Source organism: Pseudomonas sp. GW823-FHT02E01 (assembly GCF_058797535.1).
Genome location: NZ_JBXAJS010000004.1, coordinates 211,727 through 233,075, shown reverse-complemented (window position 1 = coordinate 233,075; position 21,349 = coordinate 211,727). Strand labels below are relative to the sequence as shown.

Annotated in this window: 15 protein-coding genes; 12 read left to right on the top strand and 3 right to left on the bottom strand. The window is 60.4% G+C overall.

All coding sequences use genetic code 11. The features are described from left to right. Nucleotides 1–69: 69 nt before the first annotated feature. The 3 genes from AC1RDQ_RS11270 to aceE all read right to left on the bottom strand — a co-directional run bounded on the left by AC1RDQ_RS11270 (nucleotide 70) and on the right by aceE (nucleotide 6,364). Nucleotides 70–1,464, bottom strand: coding sequence for an alkaline phosphatase D family protein (locus tag AC1RDQ_RS11270; RefSeq protein ID WP_492587270.1), 1,395 nt, complete (start codon nucleotides 1,462–1,464; stop codon nucleotides 70–72). Nucleotides 1,465–1,739: 275 nt separating this feature from the next. After that, nucleotides 1,740–3,707 carry a dihydrolipoyllysine-residue acetyltransferase gene (aceF, locus tag AC1RDQ_RS11265; protein WP_492587268.1) on the bottom strand — a complete coding sequence of 656 codons (1,968 nt, stop codon included), beginning with the start codon at nucleotides 3,705–3,707 and terminating at the stop codon, nucleotides 1,740–1,742. An 11-nt stretch (nucleotides 3,708–3,718) separates the two neighbouring features. Next, nucleotides 3,719–6,364, bottom strand: coding sequence for a pyruvate dehydrogenase (acetyl-transferring), homodimeric type (gene aceE / locus AC1RDQ_RS11260; RefSeq protein ID WP_057712293.1), 2,646 nt, complete (start codon nucleotides 6,362–6,364; stop codon nucleotides 3,719–3,721). Nucleotides 6,365–6,747: 383 nt separating this feature from the next. Between aceE and glnE the strand changes: the two genes are divergently transcribed. From glnE to AC1RDQ_RS11200, 12 genes are all read left to right on the top strand, one after another. After that, the gene (gene glnE, locus AC1RDQ_RS11255; RefSeq protein WP_492587266.1) at nucleotides 6,748–9,687 is read left to right on the top strand and encodes a bifunctional [glutamate--ammonia ligase]-adenylyl-L-tyrosine phosphorylase/[glutamate--ammonia-ligase] adenylyltransferase; all 2,940 of its coding nucleotides are present in this window, start codon (nucleotides 6,748–6,750) and stop codon (nucleotides 9,685–9,687) included. 203 nt (nucleotides 9,688–9,890) lie between these two features. Beyond that, complete coding sequence (gene waaF, locus AC1RDQ_RS11250; protein ID WP_492587264.1) at nucleotides 9,891–10,925, top strand: lipopolysaccharide heptosyltransferase II; 1,035 nt, start codon at nucleotides 9,891–9,893, stop codon at nucleotides 10,923–10,925. Between the two features lies 1 nt (nucleotide 10,926). Further along, entirely contained in the window at nucleotides 10,927–11,988 is a 1,062-nt protein-coding gene (gene waaC, locus AC1RDQ_RS11245) for a lipopolysaccharide heptosyltransferase I (RefSeq protein ID WP_046039742.1), read from the top strand. Further along, complete coding sequence (locus AC1RDQ_RS11240) at nucleotides 11,988–13,109, top strand: glycosyltransferase family 4 protein (RefSeq protein ID WP_492587262.1); 1,122 nt, start codon at nucleotides 11,988–11,990, stop codon at nucleotides 13,107–13,109. The genes waaC and AC1RDQ_RS11240 overlap by 1 nt, the downstream gene beginning before the upstream one ends. After that, nucleotides 13,110–13,916 (top strand): lipopolysaccharide core heptose(I) kinase RfaP, encoded by an 807-nt coding sequence (gene rfaP, locus AC1RDQ_RS11235; RefSeq protein WP_218495205.1) that lies wholly within the window; start codon nucleotides 13,110–13,112, stop codon nucleotides 13,914–13,916. Beyond that, on the top strand, nucleotides 13,916–14,650 hold the full coding sequence (locus AC1RDQ_RS11230; protein ID WP_218495204.1) for a lipopolysaccharide kinase InaA family protein: 735 nt from the start codon (nucleotides 13,916–13,918) through the stop codon (nucleotides 14,648–14,650). The genes rfaP and AC1RDQ_RS11230 overlap by 1 nt, the downstream gene beginning before the upstream one ends. Further along, nucleotides 14,647–15,399: a lipopolysaccharide kinase InaA family protein gene (locus tag AC1RDQ_RS11225; RefSeq protein WP_090452769.1), complete on the top strand. Its 753-nt coding sequence runs from the start codon at nucleotides 14,647–14,649 to the stop codon at nucleotides 15,397–15,399. Before AC1RDQ_RS11230 ends, AC1RDQ_RS11225 begins: the two co-directional genes overlap by 4 nt. Beyond that, a complete protein-coding gene (locus AC1RDQ_RS11220) occupies nucleotides 15,399–16,850 on the top strand; it encodes a lipopolysaccharide kinase InaA family protein (protein ID WP_492587260.1) in 1,452 nt (483 codons plus the stop codon). Before AC1RDQ_RS11225 ends, AC1RDQ_RS11220 begins: the two co-directional genes overlap by 1 nt. Nucleotides 16,851–17,079: 229 nt before the next feature. Continuing rightward, a complete protein-coding gene (locus AC1RDQ_RS11215) occupies nucleotides 17,080–17,415 on the top strand; it encodes a YceK/YidQ family lipoprotein (RefSeq protein ID WP_102669310.1) in 336 nt (111 codons plus the stop codon). A gap of 166 nt (nucleotides 17,416–17,581) precedes the next feature. Then, entirely contained in the window at nucleotides 17,582–19,339 is a 1,758-nt protein-coding gene (locus tag AC1RDQ_RS11210) for a carbamoyltransferase family protein (RefSeq protein ID WP_150811915.1), read from the top strand. Continuing rightward, nucleotides 19,323–20,453, top strand: a complete 1,131-nt coding sequence (locus AC1RDQ_RS11205; RefSeq protein WP_492587258.1) for a glycosyltransferase — start codon at nucleotides 19,323–19,325, stop codon at nucleotides 20,451–20,453. Before AC1RDQ_RS11210 ends, AC1RDQ_RS11205 begins: the two co-directional genes overlap by 17 nt. Beyond that, nucleotides 20,453–21,349, top strand: coding sequence for an antimicrobial resistance protein Mig-14 (locus AC1RDQ_RS11200; RefSeq protein ID WP_340312339.1), 897 nt, complete (start codon nucleotides 20,453–20,455; stop codon nucleotides 21,347–21,349). The genes AC1RDQ_RS11205 and AC1RDQ_RS11200 overlap by 1 nt, the downstream gene beginning before the upstream one ends.

Here is a 21,349-nt window from a genome sequence, read left to right as displayed (position 1 = left end):
AAAGTATTGCCAGCCGCTGAAAAATCGCAGTTTTGCAAGTATTGCCAGTGACTGCGATCTGTTTCCGGGTCAGCGAATCGGGATGCCAATGGACTGCAAATGCTTGCCCTCCCGGTCGTGGAAATTCACCTGAAGCTGCCCGGCATCGACGACCAGGTGTGCAAAATTATCCTGGCTGATCACCTTGCTGGTCAGTTCATGTCGATAGTTGCCTGCGACGGTGCGGACCAGGGGGTGATCGAGGACGAATGTGGCCGTCGTGGCATAGGGCAGCATTTTGCTGTTGCACAGCGGTGACGAGACGATGGTGTGGACCTCGAAGTCTGGATCCTCACTGTGGCTCAGTCGACTGGTCAGCGAGCCGTGGACATCGCCGGAAATGAAGAAGACATTCTTGATGCGGTGTGTGCGAATGGTCTCCAGCAACCGTAGCCGTTGTTCTGGAAAGGCCTGCCAGGCGTCATCATCCGTGCGTTTGCGGTCAGGGTAGAACATGACACTGGTGACCACGAATTTGACCCGTGCCGGGCTGTGGATCAGCCAGTCGCACAAGGCTTGTTCCTGGGCTGCGTCGAGAATGCGTCGGTCAGTGGCCGACAGATTGCGTCGGGTCCGACTGTCGGTAACAAACCATTCGATATCACCTTCAGTAAATTGATACCAGTATTTGTCCAGTCGTTTATTTGTCAGTCCATCATCAGTTAGTGCGTGGGCCGGACTATGGCTGGCCTGATACAACTCATAGGCCCTGATTGCGTTTGCATATAAGTACTCATCGGACTTGCTCTTGTTGGCGGGCCAGTTGTCCTCTATTTCATGGTCGTCAAGGATCATGTAAGTGGGCAGGTTGGACATTAACCTGGCGATATTTATCTGCGAAAACGCCACGCGATATTTATGGAGGATCTCCTTGAGTTCCCGATCAGGGGCAATAATGTTCAAGTCATCGACATATATTTGGTCTCCCGTCATCACCAGCGCGCTGACGGGAGGACTGGCTTGCTCCACCAAACGTGAAATCGAAGCAAAGACTCTGTCACCCAGATGAGGGGCGGATGCTATGCCTGCGGTCATGCGCAGGTATCGGCAAGAGCCGACAATGTAGGCCCTTGGCAGGCTGGCCTGGCTGGAACGGGTACGCAAGTGATAAACCTGCCGTGACCATTGCAGCGGCAGTTCCTTCACCGTGTCGACGGTGTGCGCAGGGCTGGTCAGGCTGAACCACCCGGCCTGATATTCATAGTCGGAGTCGGCGGACAGGTTGTTCAGCACGATAACTTCGCACATGTCGTGCTCGGGTTCGAGTTTCGCAAAGTTACCTTTTGACCAGTGATCTTCACCTTGTCGTCTATAACGAATGCCAGCAAATACCAAAGTGTTTTTGTTGTGTTCGCCGCGTAAAAAAATACGGGCGTGATTAGTTGTGGTGTGGCCAATAATCGGGCCGACAGTGGGTTTGAACATGTTTGAGTCCATTCGGCTGCTAATGAATTAGTCAGATGGTTGTTTCGGATGTAATAAGTAGTCTTCCAGCCAAGACTAGTTATTTGGCCCGAAAAAATATCTGGCAGAAATGGACTCGAGTTGTGGGCGGTATCAGCCACAAATGTAGGAAGACGTTTTAAGTAATAACTTCAGGCAAAAAAAAGCCCCGCCAAATTGGCGGGGTTGAGGTACGAGCGTGGCGCTCGGAAACGTGGAACGCAACAGGCCCTCCGGAGAAGGAGGGCCGGTCGGTGTTACAGGAGCATGGTGCGGATGTCGCCCAGCAGATCGCTCAGACGCTTGGTGAAGCGTGCAGCAGCGGCGCCGTTGATCACACGGTGATCGTAGGACAGCGACAGCGGCAGCATCAGTTTCGGCTGGAAGGCTTTGCCGTCCCAGACTGGCTGGATGGTTGCCTTGGAAACACCGAGGATCGCCACTTCCGGCGCGTTGACGATCGGCGTGAAGCCGGTGCCGCCAATGTGGCCGAGGCTGGAAATGGTGAAGCAGGCGCCTTGCATCTCGTCCGACGAGAGCTTCTTGGTCCGGGCTTTTTCAGCCAGGGAAGCAGCCTCGGCGGCCAATTGCAGCAGGCTCTTCTGGTCGACGTTCTTGATGACCGGTACCAGCAGGCCATCCGGGGTGTCGACGGCGAAGCCGATGTTCACGTATTTCTTGCGGATGATCGCTTTGCCGCTTGGCGCCAGCGAGCTGTTGAAGTCCGGCAGTTCCTTGAGCAGGTGCGCGCAGGTCTTGAGCAGCAACGGCAGGATGGTCAGCTTGACGCCGGCCTTCTCTGCAACGGCTTTCTGGGCAACACGGAACGCTTCGAGCTCGGTGATATCCGCCGAGTCGAATTGCGTCACGTGCGGTACGTTCAGCCAGCTGCGATGCAGGTTGGCGGCGCCGACCTGCATCAGGCGGGTCATCGGCACTTCTTCGATTTCACCGAAGCGGCTGAAGTCCACGACCGGAATCGGCGGGATGCCCGCGCCACCGGTAGCGCCAGCAGCAGCGGCCGGTGCTTCCTTGGCCTTCTGCATCATGGCTTTGACGTAAACCTGCACGTCTTCCTTCAGGATGCGACCGTGCGGGCCGCTGGCGCCAACGGCGCTCAGCTCGACGCCGAATTCGCGGGCCAGTTGACGCACGGCAGGGCCGGCGTGAACTTTGGCGCCTGGCTTGGCTGGAGCAGCAACCGGGGCAGCAGCAGGAGCAGCGGCAGCCGGAGCAGCAGCGGCTGGAGCCGGAGCGCTCGGAGCAGCAGCGGCAGGTGCGGTCGCAGCAACAGGTGCAGCAGGAGCGGCGCCTTTGACTTTCAGCTTGAGGATCAGGTCACCGGTACCGACTTCGTCATCGAGCTTGATGGAAACGCTTTCCACCACGCCAGCGGCTGGCGACGGGATTTCCATGCTCGCCTTGTCGGATTCCAGGGTGATCAGCGACTGGTCGGCCACAACGGTGTCGCCGGCCTTGACCAGGACTTCGATGATCTTGGCCTTGCCCGCCGAACCGATGTCCGGAACATGGATGTCCTGAACGCTGTCGGCCACTGGAGCGGCCGGGGCTGCGGCAGCAGCAGGTGCAGCGGCGGGTGCCGGAGCGGCAGCCTGGGCCGGAGCAGCAGCCGGTGCAGCAGCACCCGCCACTTCCAGATCCAGGATCAGGTCGCCGGTGCCGACTTCGTCGTTGAGCTTGACGCTGATGGCCTTGACCACGCCAGCGGCAGGCGACGGGATTTCCATGCTCGCCTTGTCGGACTCCAGGGTGATCAGCGACTGATCAGCCGCGACGGTGTCGCCGACCTTGACCTGGATCTCGATGATCTGGGCCTTGCCCGACGAACCGATGTCCGGCACGTGCACTTGCTGAACGCTGGCAGCAGCCGGCGCAGCAGGAGCAGGAGCAGGAGCGGCGGCAGGTGCAGCAGCCGGTTTGGCTTCAGCCTTGGCCGCCGGTGCGGCAGCCGCAGGAGCCGCAGTAGCGGCACCTTCGACTTCCAGCTCCAGCAGTTCGTCGCCTTCTTTCAGGCGATCGCCCAGCTTCACTTTCAGGCTCTTGATGATACCGGCCTTCGGCGCGGGCACTTCCATGCTCGCCTTGTCCGACTCAAGTGTCAGGATGCTCTGGTCGGCTTCGATACGGTCGCCGACCTTCACAAACAGTTCAATTACTTCACCTTCACCGCTGCCGATGTCAGGTACGCGAATGAGTTCGCTCACAGAATCTCTCCTCAGCAGTCCAGTGGGTTGCGTTTTTCCGGGTCGATCCCGAACTTGGCGATGGCTTCAGCCACCACTTTAGGTTCGATATCGCCACGGTCAGCCAGTGCTTCCAGGGCTGCCAACACCACGAAATGACGGTCGACTTCGAAGAAATGACGCAGTTTCTTGCGGCTGTCGCTGCGGCCGAAACCGTCGGTGCCCAGGACTTTGAATTCCTTGGACGGTACCCACTGACGGATCTGCTCGGCGAACAGTTTCATGTAGTCGGTAGAGGCAATGACCGGACCTTGACGGCCGTTCAGGCACTCTTCCACATAGCTCAGCTTAGGCTTCTGGCCAGGGTGCAGACGGTTGGTGCGCTCAACGGCCAGGCCGTCGCGACGCAGTTCGTTGAAGCTGGTAACGCTCCACACGTCGGCGCCGACGTTGAACTGTTCACGCAGGATCTTCGCTGCTTCACGGACTTCACGCAGGATGGTGCCGGAGCCCATCAGCTGAACGTGGTGCGCCGCTTCGCGGTTGTCTTCTTCGAGCAGGTACATGCCTTTCTTGATGCCTTCTTCGGCACCGGCCGGCATGGCTGGCTGCTGGTACGACTCGTTCATCACGGTGATGTAGTAGAAGACGTCCTGTTGCTCTTCGGTCATCTTCTTCATGCCGTCCTGAATGATCACCGCCAGCTCGTAGCCGTAGGTTGGATCGTAGGTGCGGCAGTTCGGGATGGTCGCGGCCAGCAGGTGGCTGTGACCGTCTTCGTGTTGCAGGCCTTCACCGTTCAGGGTGGTACGGCCGGCGGTGCCGCCAATCAGGAAGCCACGGGTGCGGCTGTCGCCAGCGGCCCAGGCCAGGTCGCCGATACGCTGGAAGCCGAACATCGAGTAGAAGATGTAGAACGGCAGCATCGGCTGGTTGTGGCTGGAGTACGAAGTACCGGCAGCGATGAAGGAGCTCATGGCGCCCGCTTCGTTGATGCCTTCTTCGAGGATCTGGCCCTTCTGGTCTTCCTTGTAGAACATCACCTGGTCTTTATCGACTGGCTCGTAGAGCTGGCCGACGGAGGAGTAGATGCCCAGCTGACGGAACATGCCTTCCATACCGAAGGTACGGGCTTCGTCCGGGATGATCGGTACGATGCGTGGACCGATTTCCTTGTCCTTGACCAGTTGCGCGAGGATCCGCACGAAGGCCATGGTGGTGGAGATTTCGCGGTCGCCCGAGCCGTCCAGGATCGCCTTGAGGGTTTCCAGTGGCGGGGTCGGGATGTTGAAGCTCTTGGCGCGACGCTGAGGTACGAAGCCGCCCAGTGCGGTACGGCGTTCGCTCAGGTAACGGGCTTCGGCGCTGCCTTCTTCCGGTTTGAAGAATGGCAGGTTTTCCAGTTCATCGTCCTTGACCGGGATGTCGAAGCGGTCGCGGAACAACTTCAGGCTGTCGACGTCGACTTTCTTGGTGTTGTGCGCAGTGTTCTTCGCTTCGCCGGCACCGGTGCCATAACCCTTGATGGTCTTGGCCAGGATGACGGTCGGTTGTTCTTTGTGGTTGACCGCTTCGTGGTACGCCGCGTAGACCTTGTACGGGTCGTGGCCGCCACGGTTGAGTTTCCAGATCTCGTCGTCGGACAGATCTTCGACCATCGCCTTGAGTTCTGGCGTGTTGAAGAAGTGTTCACGTACGAACGCGCCGTCTTTGGCTTTGTAGTTCTGGTACTCGCCGTCGATGACTTCGTCCATGCGGCGTTGCAGGATGCCGTCGACGTCCTTGGCCAGCAGTGGGTCCCAGAAACGGCCCCAGATGACTTTGGTCACGTTCCACTGAGCACCGCGGAACACGCCTTCGAGTTCCTGAATGATCTTGCCGTTGCCGCGAACCGGGCCGTCGAGGCGCTGCAGGTTGCAGTTGATGACGAAGATCAGGTTGTCCAGCTTCTCGCGGCCGGCCAGGGAGATAGCGCCCAGGGATTCCGGCTCGTCGCACTCGCCGTCGCCCAGGAAGCACCAGACTTTCTGTTTGCCTGGCTGGATGAAGCCGCGGTGCTCCAGGTACTTCATGAAGCGTGCCTGGTAGATCGCCTGGATCGGGCCCAGACCCATGGATACGGTCGGGAACTGCCAGAAGTCAGGCATCAGCCAAGGGTGCGGGTAGGACGACAGGCCCTGACCGTCGACTTCCTGGCGGAAGTTGTTCATCTGGTCTTCGGTGATGCGGCCTTCCATGAATGCGCGGGCGTAAACGCCTGGCGAGGTGTGGCCCTGGAAGTAGATCAGGTCGCCGCCGTGTTCTTCGGTCGGGGCCTGGAAGAAGTAGTTGAAGCCGATGTCATACAGGGTCGCACTGGAGGCGAAGCTGGAGATGTGACCGCCGAGGTCAGAATCCTTCAGGTTCGTACGCATTACCATGGCCATCGCGTTCCAGCGTACCAGCGAGCGAATGCGGCGTTCCATGAACAGGTCGCCAGGCATGCGTGCTTCGTGGGTTACCGGGATGGTGTTGCGGTAAGGCGTGGTGATGGCGTAAGGCAACTGCGAACCGCTGCGGGTCGCCAGTTCACCCATACGGGTCATCAAATAGTGAGCACGGTCTTCGCCTTCTTTGTCGAGAACCGATTCCAGGGCGTCCAGCCATTCCTGGGTTTCGACGGGATCGAGGTCTTGCATGGCTTGCTCCAGGGCGGAAAGGCTACCAGAATCGGTTGCCTGAGTTAGCGACTGGCCTTGTGGGCAGACGTTATGAATTCTTGGATTGCCGACAGGTTGTTCCGGCGGCGTGTAGTTTTACTACAAATCATCCGGCATTTCAGCCCGTCTAATGTATATACGAGTAGTAAAACTACAGAAGAGCGGCTTGTGGCCCCCGGCTGCGTTGTGAGAATAATCGTTAAGGTTGGTCTTTTTCCAACTACAAAAGGTAAAAGCTTGATGCTGGCTGCCAAAATAAAAGAAATTTCAGCTATTTCTAACTTTTGTTCGACACTCCCTCAGGTAGTGGGTTTTCGAAAACCACTACATGCAGCCCGTTGCACGCCGATCAAGGATAGACCATGAGCCTCCCTTCGCTTGCCGAACTGCCCGCCATTCTCCTGCCGTTTGTCACCCGTGCCGAGCAGTCGTTCCGGGCTGCCGTCGCCGCTCTGGACGATGACCACGGGCTGTCCGCCTGGACGCCGGAACGCTGGGCGCAATTTTCCCGCGTCACCGCCGCCAGCGATTTCGTGATTGAACAGTGTGTTCGTGACCCTTTGATGTTGCTGGGGCTGGTGCAGTCCGGCGAACTGGACCGCGGCTTCGCTCCCGGTGAGTTGTGCGGGCAGATCGCGGCCGCCGCGAACGTGGCCGAGACCGATGATCAGCTTGGCCGCGCCTTGCGCCGCCAGCGTGCACGCCATCAGGTGCGGATCATCTGGCGCGACCTGACCCGCCAGGCCGATTTGATCCAGACCTGCCGCGACCTTTCGGACATGGCCGATGCCAGCATCGATCAGGCCTATCAATGGTTGTACGTGCGGCATTGCCAGCAGTTCGGCGTGCCGACCGGGCGGCGCAGCGGCGAACCGCAGCAGATGGTCATTCTCGGCATGGGCAAGCTCGGTGCCGTGGAGCTGAACCTGTCATCGGACATCGACCTGATATTTGCCTATCCCGAGGGTGGCGAAACAGTTGGCGTCAAACGCCCGCTGGATAACCAGGAGTTCTTCATCCGTCTGGGCCAGCGGCTGATCAAGGCCCTGGACCCGATGACCGTCGACGGCTTTGTATTTCGCGTCGACATGCGTTTGCGTCCCTACGGTTCGGCGGGCGCGCTGGTGCTGAGCTTCAACGCGCTGGAGCAGTATTACCAGGACCAGGGGCGCGACTGGGAACGCTACGCGATGATCAAGTCGCGGGTGGTGGCCGGGGATCAAGTAGCCGGCGCGCAACTGCAAGAGATGCTGCGGCCATTCGTTTACCGGCGTTACCTCGACTTTTCCGCCATCGAAGCGCTGCGCACCATGAAGCAGCTGATCCAGCAGGAAGTGCGGCGCAAGGGCATGGCCGACAACATCAAGCTCGGTTCCGGCGGTATTCGCGAAGTCGAGTTTATTGCCCAGGCGTTCCAGTTGATCCACGGCGGCCGCGATCTGAGCTTGCAGCAGCGCCCACTATTAAAGGTATTGAGCACGCTGGAAGGTCAGGGGTACCTGCCGCCGAACGTGATCAGCGAGCTGCGTGAAGGTTACGAATTCCTGCGTTACACCGAACACGCGATTCAGGCGATTGCCGATCGCCAGACGCAAATGTTGCCCGATGGCGAGCAGGATCAGGCGCGCATTGCCTTTATGCTGGGCTTCGCGAACTGGACGGCGTTCCACGAACAACTGATGTATTGGCGCGGCCGTGTGGCTTGGCACTTCGGGCAGGTGATCGCCGATCCCGATGAAGAACAGGGCGCCGAAAGCGAAGTGGTGGTCGGCGGTGAGTGGTTGCCGCTGTGGGAGGAGGCTCAGGACGATGAGGCCGCTTGCCGCCAACTGGAAGAGGGTGGTTTCAAGGATGCCCCAAAAGCCTTGAAAGCCCTGGCCGGCTTGCGCAGCAGCCCGCAATTGAGGGCGATGCAGCGTCTGGGGCGCGAGCGTCTCGATGCTTTTATTCCGCGGCTGCTCGCGCAGGCCGTGGAACATGACAACCCGGACCTGGTACTGGAACGGGTGCTGCCGCTGGTCGAAGCCGTGGCCCGTCGTTCCGCGTACCTGGTGCTGTTGACCGAGAACCCCAGTGCGTTGCGGCGTTTGCTGACGCTGTGTGCGGCGAGCCCGTGGATCGCCGAGCAAATCACCCGCTTCCCGCTGCTGCTCGACGAATTGCTCAACGAAGGCCGGCTGTTCAAGCCGCCACTGGCGCCAGAACTGGCGGCAGAGTTACGCGAGCGCCTGACACGGATTCCCGAGGACGACCTCGAACAGCAAATGGAAGCTCTGCGCCATTTCAAGCTGGCGCACCGCTTGCGAGTGGCCGCCTCGGAAATCGCCGGCAGCCTGCCGCTGATGAAAGTCAGCGATTACCTGACCTGGCTCGCCGAGGCGATCCTGGAGCAGGTGCTGGCACTGGCCTGGCGGCAAACCGTGGCCAAGTACGGCACGCCGCTGCGCACCGATGGCACCTTGTGCGATCCCGGCTTCATCATTGTCGGTTATGGGAAAGTCGGCGGCCTGGAACTCGGGCATGGTTCGGACCTGGACCTGGTGTTCATCCACGATGGCGATCCACAGGCTGAAACCGATGGAGCCAAACCCATCGATGGCGCGCAATTTTTCACCCGATTGGGGCAGCGGATCATTCACTTGCTGACGGCGCAGACCAACTCCGGGCAGTTGTATGAAGTGGACATGCGTCTGCGACCGTCCGGCGTGTCGGGCTTGCTGGTGAGTTCCCTGGGTGCGTTTGCCCGCTATCAGGAAAACGAGGCCTGGACCTGGGAGCATCAGGCATTGGTGCGCGCGCGGGTGTTGGTGGGCAGTCAGGATGTCGGCCAGGCCTTCGAGAAAGTCCGTGCCACGATATTGGGCAAAACACGTGATCTGCCGACCCTGCGCCAGGAAGTCAGCGAGATGCGTGCCAAGATGCGCGATAACCTCGGCAGCAAGAGCACCGCGGCCGGCACCGGGGCAAATGCCTTCGAAGCCACGGCGCCGTTCGATATCAAGCAGGACGCCGGAGGTATCGTCGATATTGAATTTATGGTGCAATACGCGGCCCTGGCGTGGTCCGAAACACACCCGCCATTGCTACGCTGGACGGACAACATCCGCATTCTGGAAGAGTTGGAGCATGAAGGGTTGATGCCCGTCGAAGATGCCAGCCTGTTGCGTGAAGCGTATAAAGCGTACCGTTCCGCCGCCCACCGGCAGGCCTTGCAGAAGGACCCCGGGGTGATTCCGGGCGATCAGTTCGCGGACGAACGGCGGCAGGTCATGCGGATCTGGCGTGAGCTGGGGCTAAGCTGAAACGGGATATTTGATACGCCAATATTCCCTGTAGGAGCGAGCTTGCTCGCGATGGTCGTTAACGATAACGCGGCAAGCCTGACACCCCGCGGAGTTCTCAGGTTCATCGCGAGCAAGCTCGCTCCTACAGTAGATTTGCGTTGTTCTGTAGAATTTTCGAGGCGGGGAGGCGTAGGCCTCCCCGGTTCGTTTATGGAAACCACATGAAAATTCTGATCGTTGGGCCCAGTTGGGTCGGTGACATGGTGATGGCGCAGACACTTTTCCAGTGTCTGAAACAACGCCACCCGCAATGCGAAATCGACGTGCTGGCCCCCGAGTGGAGCCGGCCGATTCTTGAACGCATGCCCGAAGTTCGCCAGGCCTTGAGCTTTCCGCTCGGTCACGGTGTTCTGGAACTGGCAACGCGTCGGCGCATCGGCAAATCCCTGGCTGGCCAGTACGACCAGGCGATCCTGTTGCCCAATTCCCTGAAGTCGGCGCTGGTGCCGTTCTTTGCCGGCATCCCGAAGCGCACCGGCTGGCGTGGCGAGTTTCGCTATGGCCTGCTCAATGACGTACGCACGCTGGACAAGGATCGTTATCCGCTGATGATCGAGCGCTTCATGGCCCTGGCTTACGAGCCGGGCGTTGAGTTGCCAAAGCCGTATCCACGTCCGAGCCTGCAGATCGACCCGGTTACCCGCGAAGCGGCGCTTGCCAAGTTCGGCCTGACCCTCGACCGCCCGGTGTTGGCCCTGTGCCCCGGCGCCGAGTTTGGTGAGTCCAAACGTTGGCCGTCCGAGCATTACGCCAAGGTTGCCGAAGCGAAGATCCGCGAAGGCTGGCAAGTCTGGCTGTTCGGTTCGAAAAACGACCACGCCGTGGGCGAAGACATCCGCGCGCGGCTGATTCCCGGCCTGCGTGAAGAATCGGTCAACCTCAGCGGCGGCACCTCGCTGGCCGAAGCCATCGACCTGATGTCCTGCGCCGATGCGGTGGTGTCCAACGACTCCGGCCTGATGCACGTTGCCTCCGCGCTGAATCGCCCATTGGTGGCAGTCTACGGCTCGACGTCGCCAGGTTTCACGCCACCGTTGGCCGAGCACGTCGAAGTCGTTCGTCTGGGCATCGAGTGCAGCCCATGCTTCGACCGCACCTGCCGTTTCGGCCATTACAACTGCTTGCGCCAACTCATGCCGCAAGCGGTGAACGAAGCCCTGCAGCGGTTGCAAGGCACTCCGGTCGAGGTCAAATAGCTTGCGGGTTCTGTTGATCAAGACTTCTTCGCTGGGGGACGTCATTCATGCGTTGCCGGCGTTGACCGACGCGGCGCGGGCGATCCCCGGCATCAAATTCGACTGGGTGGTGGAAGAAGGCTTTGCCGAGATCCCGACCTGGCATCCGGCGGTGGGCAAGGTGATTCCGGTGGCGATACGTCGCTGGCGCAAAAACATCTGGCAGACCATCAAGAGCGGTGAGTGGAAGCGCTTCAAGCAAAGCGTTCGCGCCACGAAATATGACTTGGTGATCGACGCCCAGGGCCTGCTGAAAAGCGCCTGGCTGACCCGTTACGTCAAGGCGCCGGTGGCCGGCCTCGATAAAAACTCTGCACGCGAACCCATCGCTGCGCGCTTTTACGATCGACGCCTGGCCGTTGCCCGCGGGCAGCACGCGGTGGAGCGAGTGCGTCAGTTGTTCGCCATCGCGTTGGGCTATGACTTGCCCAAAGGCCTGGGTGACTACGGCCTGAATATCGAGCGCCTGGTGGAGTTGCCGCGTAAGAATCCGTACGTGGTGTTTCTGCACGGCACCACCTGGGACACCAAGCACTGGCCCGAAGCCTATTGGCGTGAGCTGACCGAGCGGGTCGGCTACCTGGGCGTAGGGGTGAAACTGCCGTGGGGCAATGCGCTGGAGAAAGCCCGGGCCGAGCGCATCGCAGCCGGTTTCAAACACGCCGAGGTGTTGCCCAAACTGAACCTGGCCGGTGTCGGCAAGGTACTGGCGGGCGCGCAAGCCTGCGTGGCGGTGGACACCGGCCTGGGCCATCTGGCCGCTGCGCTGGATGTGCCGACGCTGTCGCTGTTCGGCCCGACTAACCCGGGCCTGACCGGCGCCTATGGCAAGGTGCAGATTCACCTGGCCAGCGACTTCCCTTGTGCGCCGTGCCTGCAAAAGAAATGCACTTATCAACCGACGGCTGAAGATGCCCGTCAGTTTGACCTGAAACGCGAGTGGCCGTTGTGCTTCACGCGTCTGAATCCCGAGCGTGTCGCGAGCCGACTGAGCACGTTGTTAATGGCTGAGGAGCTGCGCTGATGCAATTGGCATTTGTCTTGTACAAGTATTTTCCATTTGGCGGCTTGCAGCGCGATTTCATGCGAATCGCCCTGGAGTGCCAGAAGCGCGGCCATCAGATTCGCGTCTACACGCTGATTTGGGAAGGTGACGTACCGCCGGGTTTCGAAGTGCTTGTGGCGCCGGTCAAGGCGTTCTTCAACCATCGGCGCAACGAAAAGCTCAGCGAATGGATGGAAGCGGACCTGGCCAAGCGCCCGGTCGACCGCCTGATCGGCTTCAACAAGATGCCGGGCCTGGACGTCTACTACGCCGCCGACGGCTGTTTCGAAGACAAGGCGCAGAACCTGCGTAACTCGCTGTATCGCCGTTGGGGCCGCTATCGCCACTTCGCCGAATACGAGCGGGCGGTGTTCGCCAAAGAGGCGAAGACCGAAGTGCTGATGATTTCCGAGGTCCAGCAACCGCTGTTCATCAAACATTACGATACGCCGCTGGAGCGCTTTCACCTGCTGCCACCGGGTATCGCCCAGGATCGGCGTCGGCCGGCCGATGCCGATGAAATTCGTGCCGGGTTCCGTGCTGAATTCAATCTCAAGGACGATGAACTGCTGCTGGTGCAGATCGGCTCCGGGTTCAAGACCAAGGGTGTCGATCGCAGCCTCAAGGCACTGGCGGCATTACCTGCCGATTTGAGGAGGCGCACCCGGCTGTTTGTAATTGGCCAGGATGACCCCAAGTTATTCCAGATGCAGAGCGCGACCTTGGGGCTGGGCGACAACGTCACGTTCCTCAAAGGGCGCAGTGACATTCCGCGTTTCCTGTTGGGTGCCGATCTGTTGATCCACCCGGCGTACAACGAAAATACCGGCACCGTGCTGCTCGAAGCCCTGGTGGCCGGCTTGCCGGTGCTGGTGAGCGCGGTGTGCGGTTACGCCCATTACATCGCCGAGGCCGATGCTGGCCTGGTGCTGGACGAACCGTTCGATCAGGCACAGCTGACGCAGTACCTGACCGGCATGTTGAACGACGCTCAAGCAAGGGCGGCCTGGAGCCGCAATGGTCTGGCCTTCGCCGAAACGGCCGACCTCTACAGCATGCCGCAGCACGCGGCGGATGTGATTCTGGCGGAGCACGCTTAAATGAAGTTGATGCTGGCTGAACCGTTCAAGAGCCTCTGGGCCGGACGCGACCCGTTCGCCGAAGTCGAGGGGCTCAAGGGCGAGGTGTACCGCGAGCTGGAAGCACGCCGGACATTACGCACGGAAGTCGACGGCAACGGGTTTTTCGTGAAAATCCACCGTGGCATCGGCTGGGGCGAAATATTCAAGAACCTGCTGACGGCCAAGCTTCCTGTACTGGGTGCCGGTCAGGAGTGGAAGGCGATTCAGCGCCTGCAGGAAGTGGGCGTGCCGACCATGACCGCTGTCGCATATGGCGAGAAGGGCCGTAACCCGGCCGATCAACATTCGTTCATCGTCACCGAAGAGCTGGCGCCAACGGTCAGCCTGGAAGATTTCAGCATCAACTGGACCCGGCAGCCACCGGAGCCAAAACTCAAGCGCGCACTGATCGCCGAAGTCGCGCGCATGACCGGCATGATGCACCGCGCCGGGGTCAACCACCGCGACTGCTACATCTGCCATTTCCTGCTGCACACCGACAAACCGGTGACCGCCGACGACTTCAAGCTTTCGGTGATCGACTTGCACCGTGCCCAGACCCGCCCGGCGATCACCTTGCGCTGGCGCAACAAGGACCTGGCTGCCCTGTACTTTTCCGCGCTGGACATCGGCCTGACCCGCCGCGACAAGCTGCGTTTCCTCAAAGGCTATTTCCAGCTACCGCTACGACAGATCCTGTGTGAAGAGGCAGCTTTGCTGGCATGGCTCGACGGCAAGGCCAACAAGCTCTACGAGCGTAAACAGCGATACGGGGATGCGCTCTGATGTCGGGTTGGAAGCTGGAACCGGCCTACAGCGAGCTGGCCGATGACTTCGGCAGCCTTGAGGCTGTGTTTGCGCTGCAAGGCGAGCGTTTGACCCGTGACGCGCTCTCGGAGGTCATCCGTGTCGAGCGCAATGGCGTCAACTATTACGTCAAACGGTATGTGGGCGCCGGCAAAGGCTTGCGGCGTTACCTGGGCAAGCCTCGGGTGAAGATGGAATGGCAGAACCTCAAGCGCTTTGCCAAGTGGGGTATCCCCACTGCCGAAGTGGTGGCCTGGGGGCTGGAGCGGCGCGGTGCGGCCTACGCTCGCGGCGCGATGATTACCCGGGAGCTGCCGGGTACCGAGGACTTGTCGGCACTGGCCGAGCGCCACGACCCGAAGCTGTCGGACCGCGCCTGGGTCGATACCGTCAGTCGTCAGCTGGCCCAATACACCCGGACCATGCACGACCACCGCTTCACCCATAATGATTTGAAGTGGCGCAACCTGCTGATCGACGATCAGGCTCGAGTGTTTTTGATCGATTGCCCCAACGGCGATTTCTGGCGCGGTTTCTGGCTCAAGTACCGTATTACCAAGGATCTGGCGTGCCTGGACAAGGTCGCCAAATATCAATTGTCGGCTACACAGCGCCTGCGCTTTTACCTGCAATACCGCAACCGGACCCGGCTCAACGCTGCGGACAAAAAACGCATCCGGCACGTGGTGAGATTTTTCGAGGGACGCGAATGACTGACTTTCTGGCCGCTGAAGACCGTGCGCTGCTTGAGCGCCATGGCCTCGGCACGTTCGAGGCACTCTGGACCAAACAGCTCGATGCGGTGGACGAACCCAACACCGGTGGCGGCGGCTGGAGCAGCGTGTTTCGGCTGGACCTGGAAGGTCATGGTTTCTACCTCAAGCGTCAAAGCAACTACCTGACCCGCACCTTGCGCGCACCGTTCGGCGAGCCGAGTTTCGCTCGCGAGTTTCGCAACATCTCCCGTTACCGGAAGATGGGCATTCCGGCGCTCGAAGCGGTGTTCTACGGGGAGCGCAAGGTCAATGGCGAGGTCCGCGCGATCCTGCTGACCCGTGCGCTGGACGGTTGGGACGACCTCGACTCGCTGTTGCAGCGCTGGACTCAATTGAGCCCTGAGCAGCACTCGGAAATCCTCAAGGCCAGTGGCGAACTGGCCCGGCAGCTGCACGCCGCACGCCAGGTGCATGGGTGCTTCTATCCCAAGCACATTTTCATGCGCGCCACCGGCAACGGCTATCAGGCTCAATTGATCGACCTGGAAAAGACCCGGCCGCTGCTGTACGGGCAGCGTGACCGAATCAAGGACCTGGAGCCGCTGACGCGCCGTGCGCCCGAGTGGGGCGAGTCGCAACTGCGGCAATTGCTGGCCGCCTATCTGGATCAGCCGCAGGACAGCTCGCTGATCGATAGCTGGCTGCAGCGATTGACTGCGCGGCGCAGCCAAAAGAGGCCGCGCTGATGCGTTTATCCGAACTGAAGACCGCAGGCCGCAATCCCGTTTTGCCGCTGAGCGTTTCGCTGGCCGACGCCGCCGGCCCCGCCGAACTGCAGCTGCTGAGCCTGTTGCGGGTGTTGCCGGGGCAGCGTTATGTCGGTGCCGGCGTCTGGCGTGGCCGGCCGGTGTTGGCCAAATTGCTGGTCGGCAGCAAGGCTGCACGGCATTTTCAGCGTGAACTGGATGGCGTACGCCTGCTCTCTGCCCAGGGGCTGACCACGCCGCAGCTGTTGGCCGATGGCCTGAAGGACGGCGAGGGTGGCTGGCTGCTGTTTGATTTCCTTGAGCATGCCGAAAGCCTGGGCGACACCTGGAAGCAGGTGGAGCAGCAGCCCGTACTGTCCGATGGGCAAGGGGCGGTGCTGGCCGAGGCGTTGGGCGCGATCGGCCAGATGCATCGCAAGGGCCTGTGGCAGGAAGACCTGCACCTGGACAATTTGCTGCGCCAGGGTGGTCGCCTGTACCTGATCGATGGCGCAGGTATCTGCTGCGAGACACCTGGCCAGCCGCTGTCCCGGCAGAAGGTCCTGGAAAACCTCGGGGTGTTCTTCGCCCAGTTGCCGAAGTCGATTGAACCCTTCATTGAAGAGTTGCTGGTGTATTACCTGCTTAGCAACGGCGAACACGCCTTACCCATGGAGGCGTTGCAGAAGCAGATCGACAAGGTCCGCAGTTGGCGCCTCAAGGACTTCCTGATCAAGGTCGGCCGCGAGTGCACGCTGTTCAGCGTCCAGCGCGGAGCCTTCGGGTTACGGGCGATTCGCCGCGAGGAAGTGCCGTCGATGGTGCCTGTGCTGGAGCAGGCCGATGCCTTGCTCGATCAGGGGCACCTGTACAAGACCGGCGGTGCGGCGAGCGTCGGCAAGGTCGAGGTAGATGGCCGCACGCTGGTGATCAAGCGCTACAACATCAAGGGTTTTGCCCACTGGCTCAAGCGCTTCTGGCGTCCGAGCCGGGCCTGGCATTCATGGCGCGAAGGCAACCGCCTGGCGTTCCTCGGGATTGCCACGCCCAAGCCGCTGGCGTTGCTGGAAAAGCGTTTCCTGTGGCTGCGTAGCCGGGCTTACCTGATCACCGAGTACCTGCCGGGGCCGGACATCATCGAGCGTTTTGCGCCGTATGTGGAGCGTGGTGATGCACCGGAAGCCGAGCTGGCGGCACTGGATCATCTGTTTGCCGAGTTGATTCGTCTACGCATCAGCCATGGCGACTTCAAGGGGCATAACCTGTTCTGGCAGCAGGATCGCTGGGCGTTGATCGACCTCGATTCGATGTGCCAGCACGGCTCCCTCGGCAGTTTTTCCCCGGCGTATGCAAGGGATCGCGCGCGGTTCATGCGCAATTGGCCTGAAGGCAGTGCCCTTTATCAGGTCATCGATCAGCGTCTTCCCAAAGATATCTCCAGCGCTGCTTAAACCGCTTATCGCGAGCAAGCTCGCTCCCACACTGAATCTTTGTCGGGCACATATTTTGTGTGCGGCCGAGAACCACTGTGGGAGCGAGCTTGCTCGCGATGAGGCCGGTACTGCCAACCGAGAAAGCAGACAAGTTCTTGTGAACCGTCCTACGCGATCTTGGGACGTCATGAACTGTGGCCCAAATCGCCCGGATGCTAGTTTGCCTGACGTTCTCGGAGGGCTGGCAGTGACGATCAAAATGGCAGTTTCAGCGGGTGTTTTATCAGTGTCGCTAACGGGGTGCGGGACCGCCGCCACCGTCCTGCAGGATGAAGCCCAAGCCGCGCAGGGGCTGCGTCGGCAAAAGACCTATTGCCAATCCATTCCACGGGTCTACAGCGGCCTCGCCTACGACTTCTGTGTCTTGAATGCACCGCCAGACCCTACGGGTATCCTTGTGCCGCTCGTATTGGTGGACCTGGCCGTGTCTGGCGCGCTGGATACCGTTGTCTTGCCGTACACGATTTACCGGCAAAGCGTGGACGGCAGTATCGCCATCTATTGGCGGCCTGCGCGCGGATAAAAAATGCCGTGAGGTCCCGGCCGTGGTTGCATGCCGCTTGCAGCTAGAGGTTTGCCGCCGCTTTTACGCTATAATCCCGCCCTTTAGCTGTCTCTCGCTCATTGCGAGGGCACATTAATTTTTGAGGCGCTTGCGCCTGCATGCAGACTAAAGAGGCTAGACCCCTGTGGCATTGACGATTCTTGGCCTGTCCGGCGCCCTTAGCCATGATCCTTCCGCAGCCCTGTATATCGACGGCAAGCTGGTCGCGGCGGCTGAAGAGGAGCGCTTCGTACGCGATAAACATGCAAAGAACCGCATGCCCTACGAATCGGCGAAATTCTGCCTGGAACAGGCCGGTATCAAGCCGTCCGACGTTGACGTGGTCGCGATTCCATTCGCACCGATCAGTCTGTTCGGCAAGGCCCGCTGGCAGTACGCCAAGCGTTACTGGTACGCCCCGGACCGTGCACTCGACGCGATCCTGATGGGCAACCGTCGCTACAAGCGCTATCGCAACAAGATCGTCTGGTGCCTGGAGCAACTGGGTTTTGATCCGAAGAAGATCAAGATCGAGCCGGTCGAGCACCACCTTGCCCACGCCTCCAGCGCTTATCACTGTTCCGGTTTCAAAGAGAAAACCGCGATCCTGGGCATCGACGGCAAGGGCGAGTACGCCACGACCTTCTTCGGTTACGGCGAAAACGGCAAGATCCACAAGATCAAGGAATTCTTCGATCCGGACTCCCTCGGCGGCCTGTATGGCGCGATTACCGAGTTCCTCGGTTTCGATATGCTCGACGGTGAGTTCAAGGTCATGGGCATGGCGCCGTACGGCGACGCCAGCAAATACGATTTCTCGCGCCTGGCTTCGTTCGAAAACGGCGAACTGGTGATCAACACCGACTACGCCAACGTCATCGGCCTGCGTCGCTACAAAGAAAAGGGCAAGGGTTACTACTTCTCGCCGAAGCTGATCGAGTGGCTGGGTCCCAAGCGCGAAGGCGACATCGCCGACGAGCCTTACATCCACTACGCCGCCAGCATTCAAGCGCTGTTCGAAAAGATTGCGCTGCAGATGATCGACCATTACCTGGGCGACGTGCTCAAGGAAACCGGCAAACTGGCCTACGCCGGTGGCTGTGCGTTGAACGTCAAGCTGAACCAGAAAATCATCGCCCGCGACGACGTCAAAGAGCTGTTCGTACAGCCGGCGTCCGGTGATGCCGGTACCGCAGTCGGCGCGGCAGCCTATGTGTCCCACGCCCGCGGCGTGCCGGTCGAGAAGATGGAACACGTCTACCTCGGCCCGTCGTACAGCAACGAAGACGTGATTGCCGCATGCGCCCGTCACGAGAACAAGCCGACCTGGCGCAAGCTCGACAACATGCCGGAGCAGATCGCCAAAATCATGGTCGATGGCAACCCGGTGGCCTGGTTCCAGGGCCGCATGGAGTTCGGTCCGCGTGCACTGGGCGGGCGTTCGATCATCGGTTGCCCAAGCGTGCCGGGCGTGGCCGACCGCATCAACCACCAGATCAAGTTCCGCGAGCGCTGGAGGCCTTTCTGCCCGTCGATGCTCGACACCGTGGCGCCGCAGATGATCAAGATCGATCACCCCGCGCCGTTCATGACCTTCACCTTCGAAGTGGCTGAAGAGTGGAAAACCCGCGTGCCGGAAGTCGTCCACGAAGACGGCACCTCCCGCGCCCAAGTGCTCAAGCGCGAATACAACCCGCGCTACTACGACATGATGAAAGCGCTGGAAGTGCTCACCGGCAACGGCGTGTCGCTCAACACTTCGCTCAACCGTCGCGGCGAACCGATGATCTGCTCGCCGACCGATGCGCTGAATATGTTCTTCGGCTCCGATCTACAGTACCTGATCATGGAAGACATCCTGGTGGTCAAAGAGGGCGCAAACGCTTATGACTCGCTCGGCTGAACGCCATGTGCTGCAGTTCTGCCACGGCTATGACGGGCCGTTCCTGGACTGCGCACGGCAGTACGCCAGCCTGTTCGCGGGCACCGGTTATCGGGTGACCACGGTCTTTCTGACCGGGGCTGCCGATAGCGAGGTGGCCGCAGCGTGTGCTTCCGATGAAGTGTTGTTCATGGAATACAGCTCCAAGGCCATTCGTGGCCTGAAGCTGGGTGCCATCGGCGATCTGCGCAAGATCGCCGCGTCGCGCAACTTCAGTTTCTGCATCGCCCATCGCTTCAAGCCGATCTACATCGCCTTGCTCGGCACTTCGTTGCCGGTGATTGGCGTGCACCACGCGTTTGACGATTACAAACGCGGCACGCGCAAACTGTTCGCGCATATTTTCCGCAAGCGTCTGAGCCTGCTCGGTGTGTCCGATGCGGTGCGCGACGACATGCGCCAATGCCTGCCGAAATGGCCGGCGACGCGTATTCAAACCCTTTACAACCGCATTGACGTGCCTGCGCTGCAAGCCAGTCAGGTTTCCGCTCGCGAAGCTCGGGAAACCCTCGGTCTCTCGGCTGATGCGTGGATTGTCGGCAACGTTGGCCGACTGCACCCGGACAAGGATCAGGCTACTCTGCTGCACGGTTTTGCTGCGGCGTTGCCGGGGCTTCCGGGTAACAGCCAACTGGTGATTCTCGGCAAGGGGCGTCTGGAGCAGGATCTCAAGGAGCTGGCTCGGGAGCTGGGTATCGGTGATCGGGTGCTGTTCCTCGGTCAGGTGCCGGACGCGCGCAATTATTTCCGCGCCTTTGATGTATTTGCCCTGAGTTCCGATCACGAACCGTTCGGCATGGTGCTGCTGGAGGCAATGGCCGCTGGCGTACCCTTGCTCGCCACAGCGTGTGGCGGGGCGAAGGAAGTGGTCGAAGGCGTGGGCATTCTGTTCCCGCTCAGCGATGCTGAACACCTTGCACAAGGCCTGCAACATTTGGCGGGTATGGATGATCAACAGCGCCGTCAATGCGCCGAGATGATGCTCGATCGCTTGCGTGAGCGTTTCTCCGACCGTGCGGTGCGCGACACCTTCTGGCGTCTGCCGCAAGTTACCGATCTGGCACCGAGGGGCTGATGCTCAACCGACTCCAAGGCTGGCGCGAACGTGGCTGGTCGCCCGTTGACGCCTCTACCTACGCAAAAGCCTGGCAGCAATTTGGCGGAAGCGTCGCGACTCACCCTCTGGTGGTCGAACGACTGGCGGATCTTGCCGGCATCCCGGTGCGATACCTGGCCTGGGAGCAACAGGGCGAAGTCAAGGCCGCGATCCCGACCTGGGGCCGCGATGTGGCGCTGTCCAAGGATGTGCTCAAGCGCAACGGCAAAAAAGGCCTGTTCGATCTCGGCAATGCCGAGCTGATTTTGCCGGCCGCCGCTGATGTTCAGGCTCCTCTGCGCCATCGTGCACGCTACTTGTCGGCACTCAACGAAACCCGCTTCAGCGGTATGAAGTTGCAGACAGAACAACTGGCCATGGCCCGTACCCCGGAAGAGCTGTCGAAGAAGTTTCGCTACAACCAGCGCCGCGAATTGCGTCTGCTGGAAGAGGCGGGCGGTGTGGTGCGTCCGGTCGGCGAATTTTCCAGCGCTGAATTGGCGGCGATCTACTGTGATCTGTTCCAGCGTCGTTGGGGGTTCCCGGCTACCGGCGCTGCGCGCATGGCCGAAGTCCTCGAACTGCTGCGCGAGTTGCTGATCGGTTCGGTGATCTTCCTCAACGATGCGCCGATTGCGATTCAACTGGTGTACCGCGTCGAAGCACCGGAATGGATCAGCGTCGAGTACATCAACGGCGGCGTTGATCCCGAAACCCGCGAATTCAGCCCCGGTAGCGTATTGAGCTTCATCAATACGCAAAGCGCCTGGGAGCATGCCCGGGCGCAGGACAAACCGTTGCGCTTTTCCTTCGGTCGCGCCGACCGTGAATACAAGGATCGCTGGTGCAACCCCGTGCCGGTCTTCACCGTATGA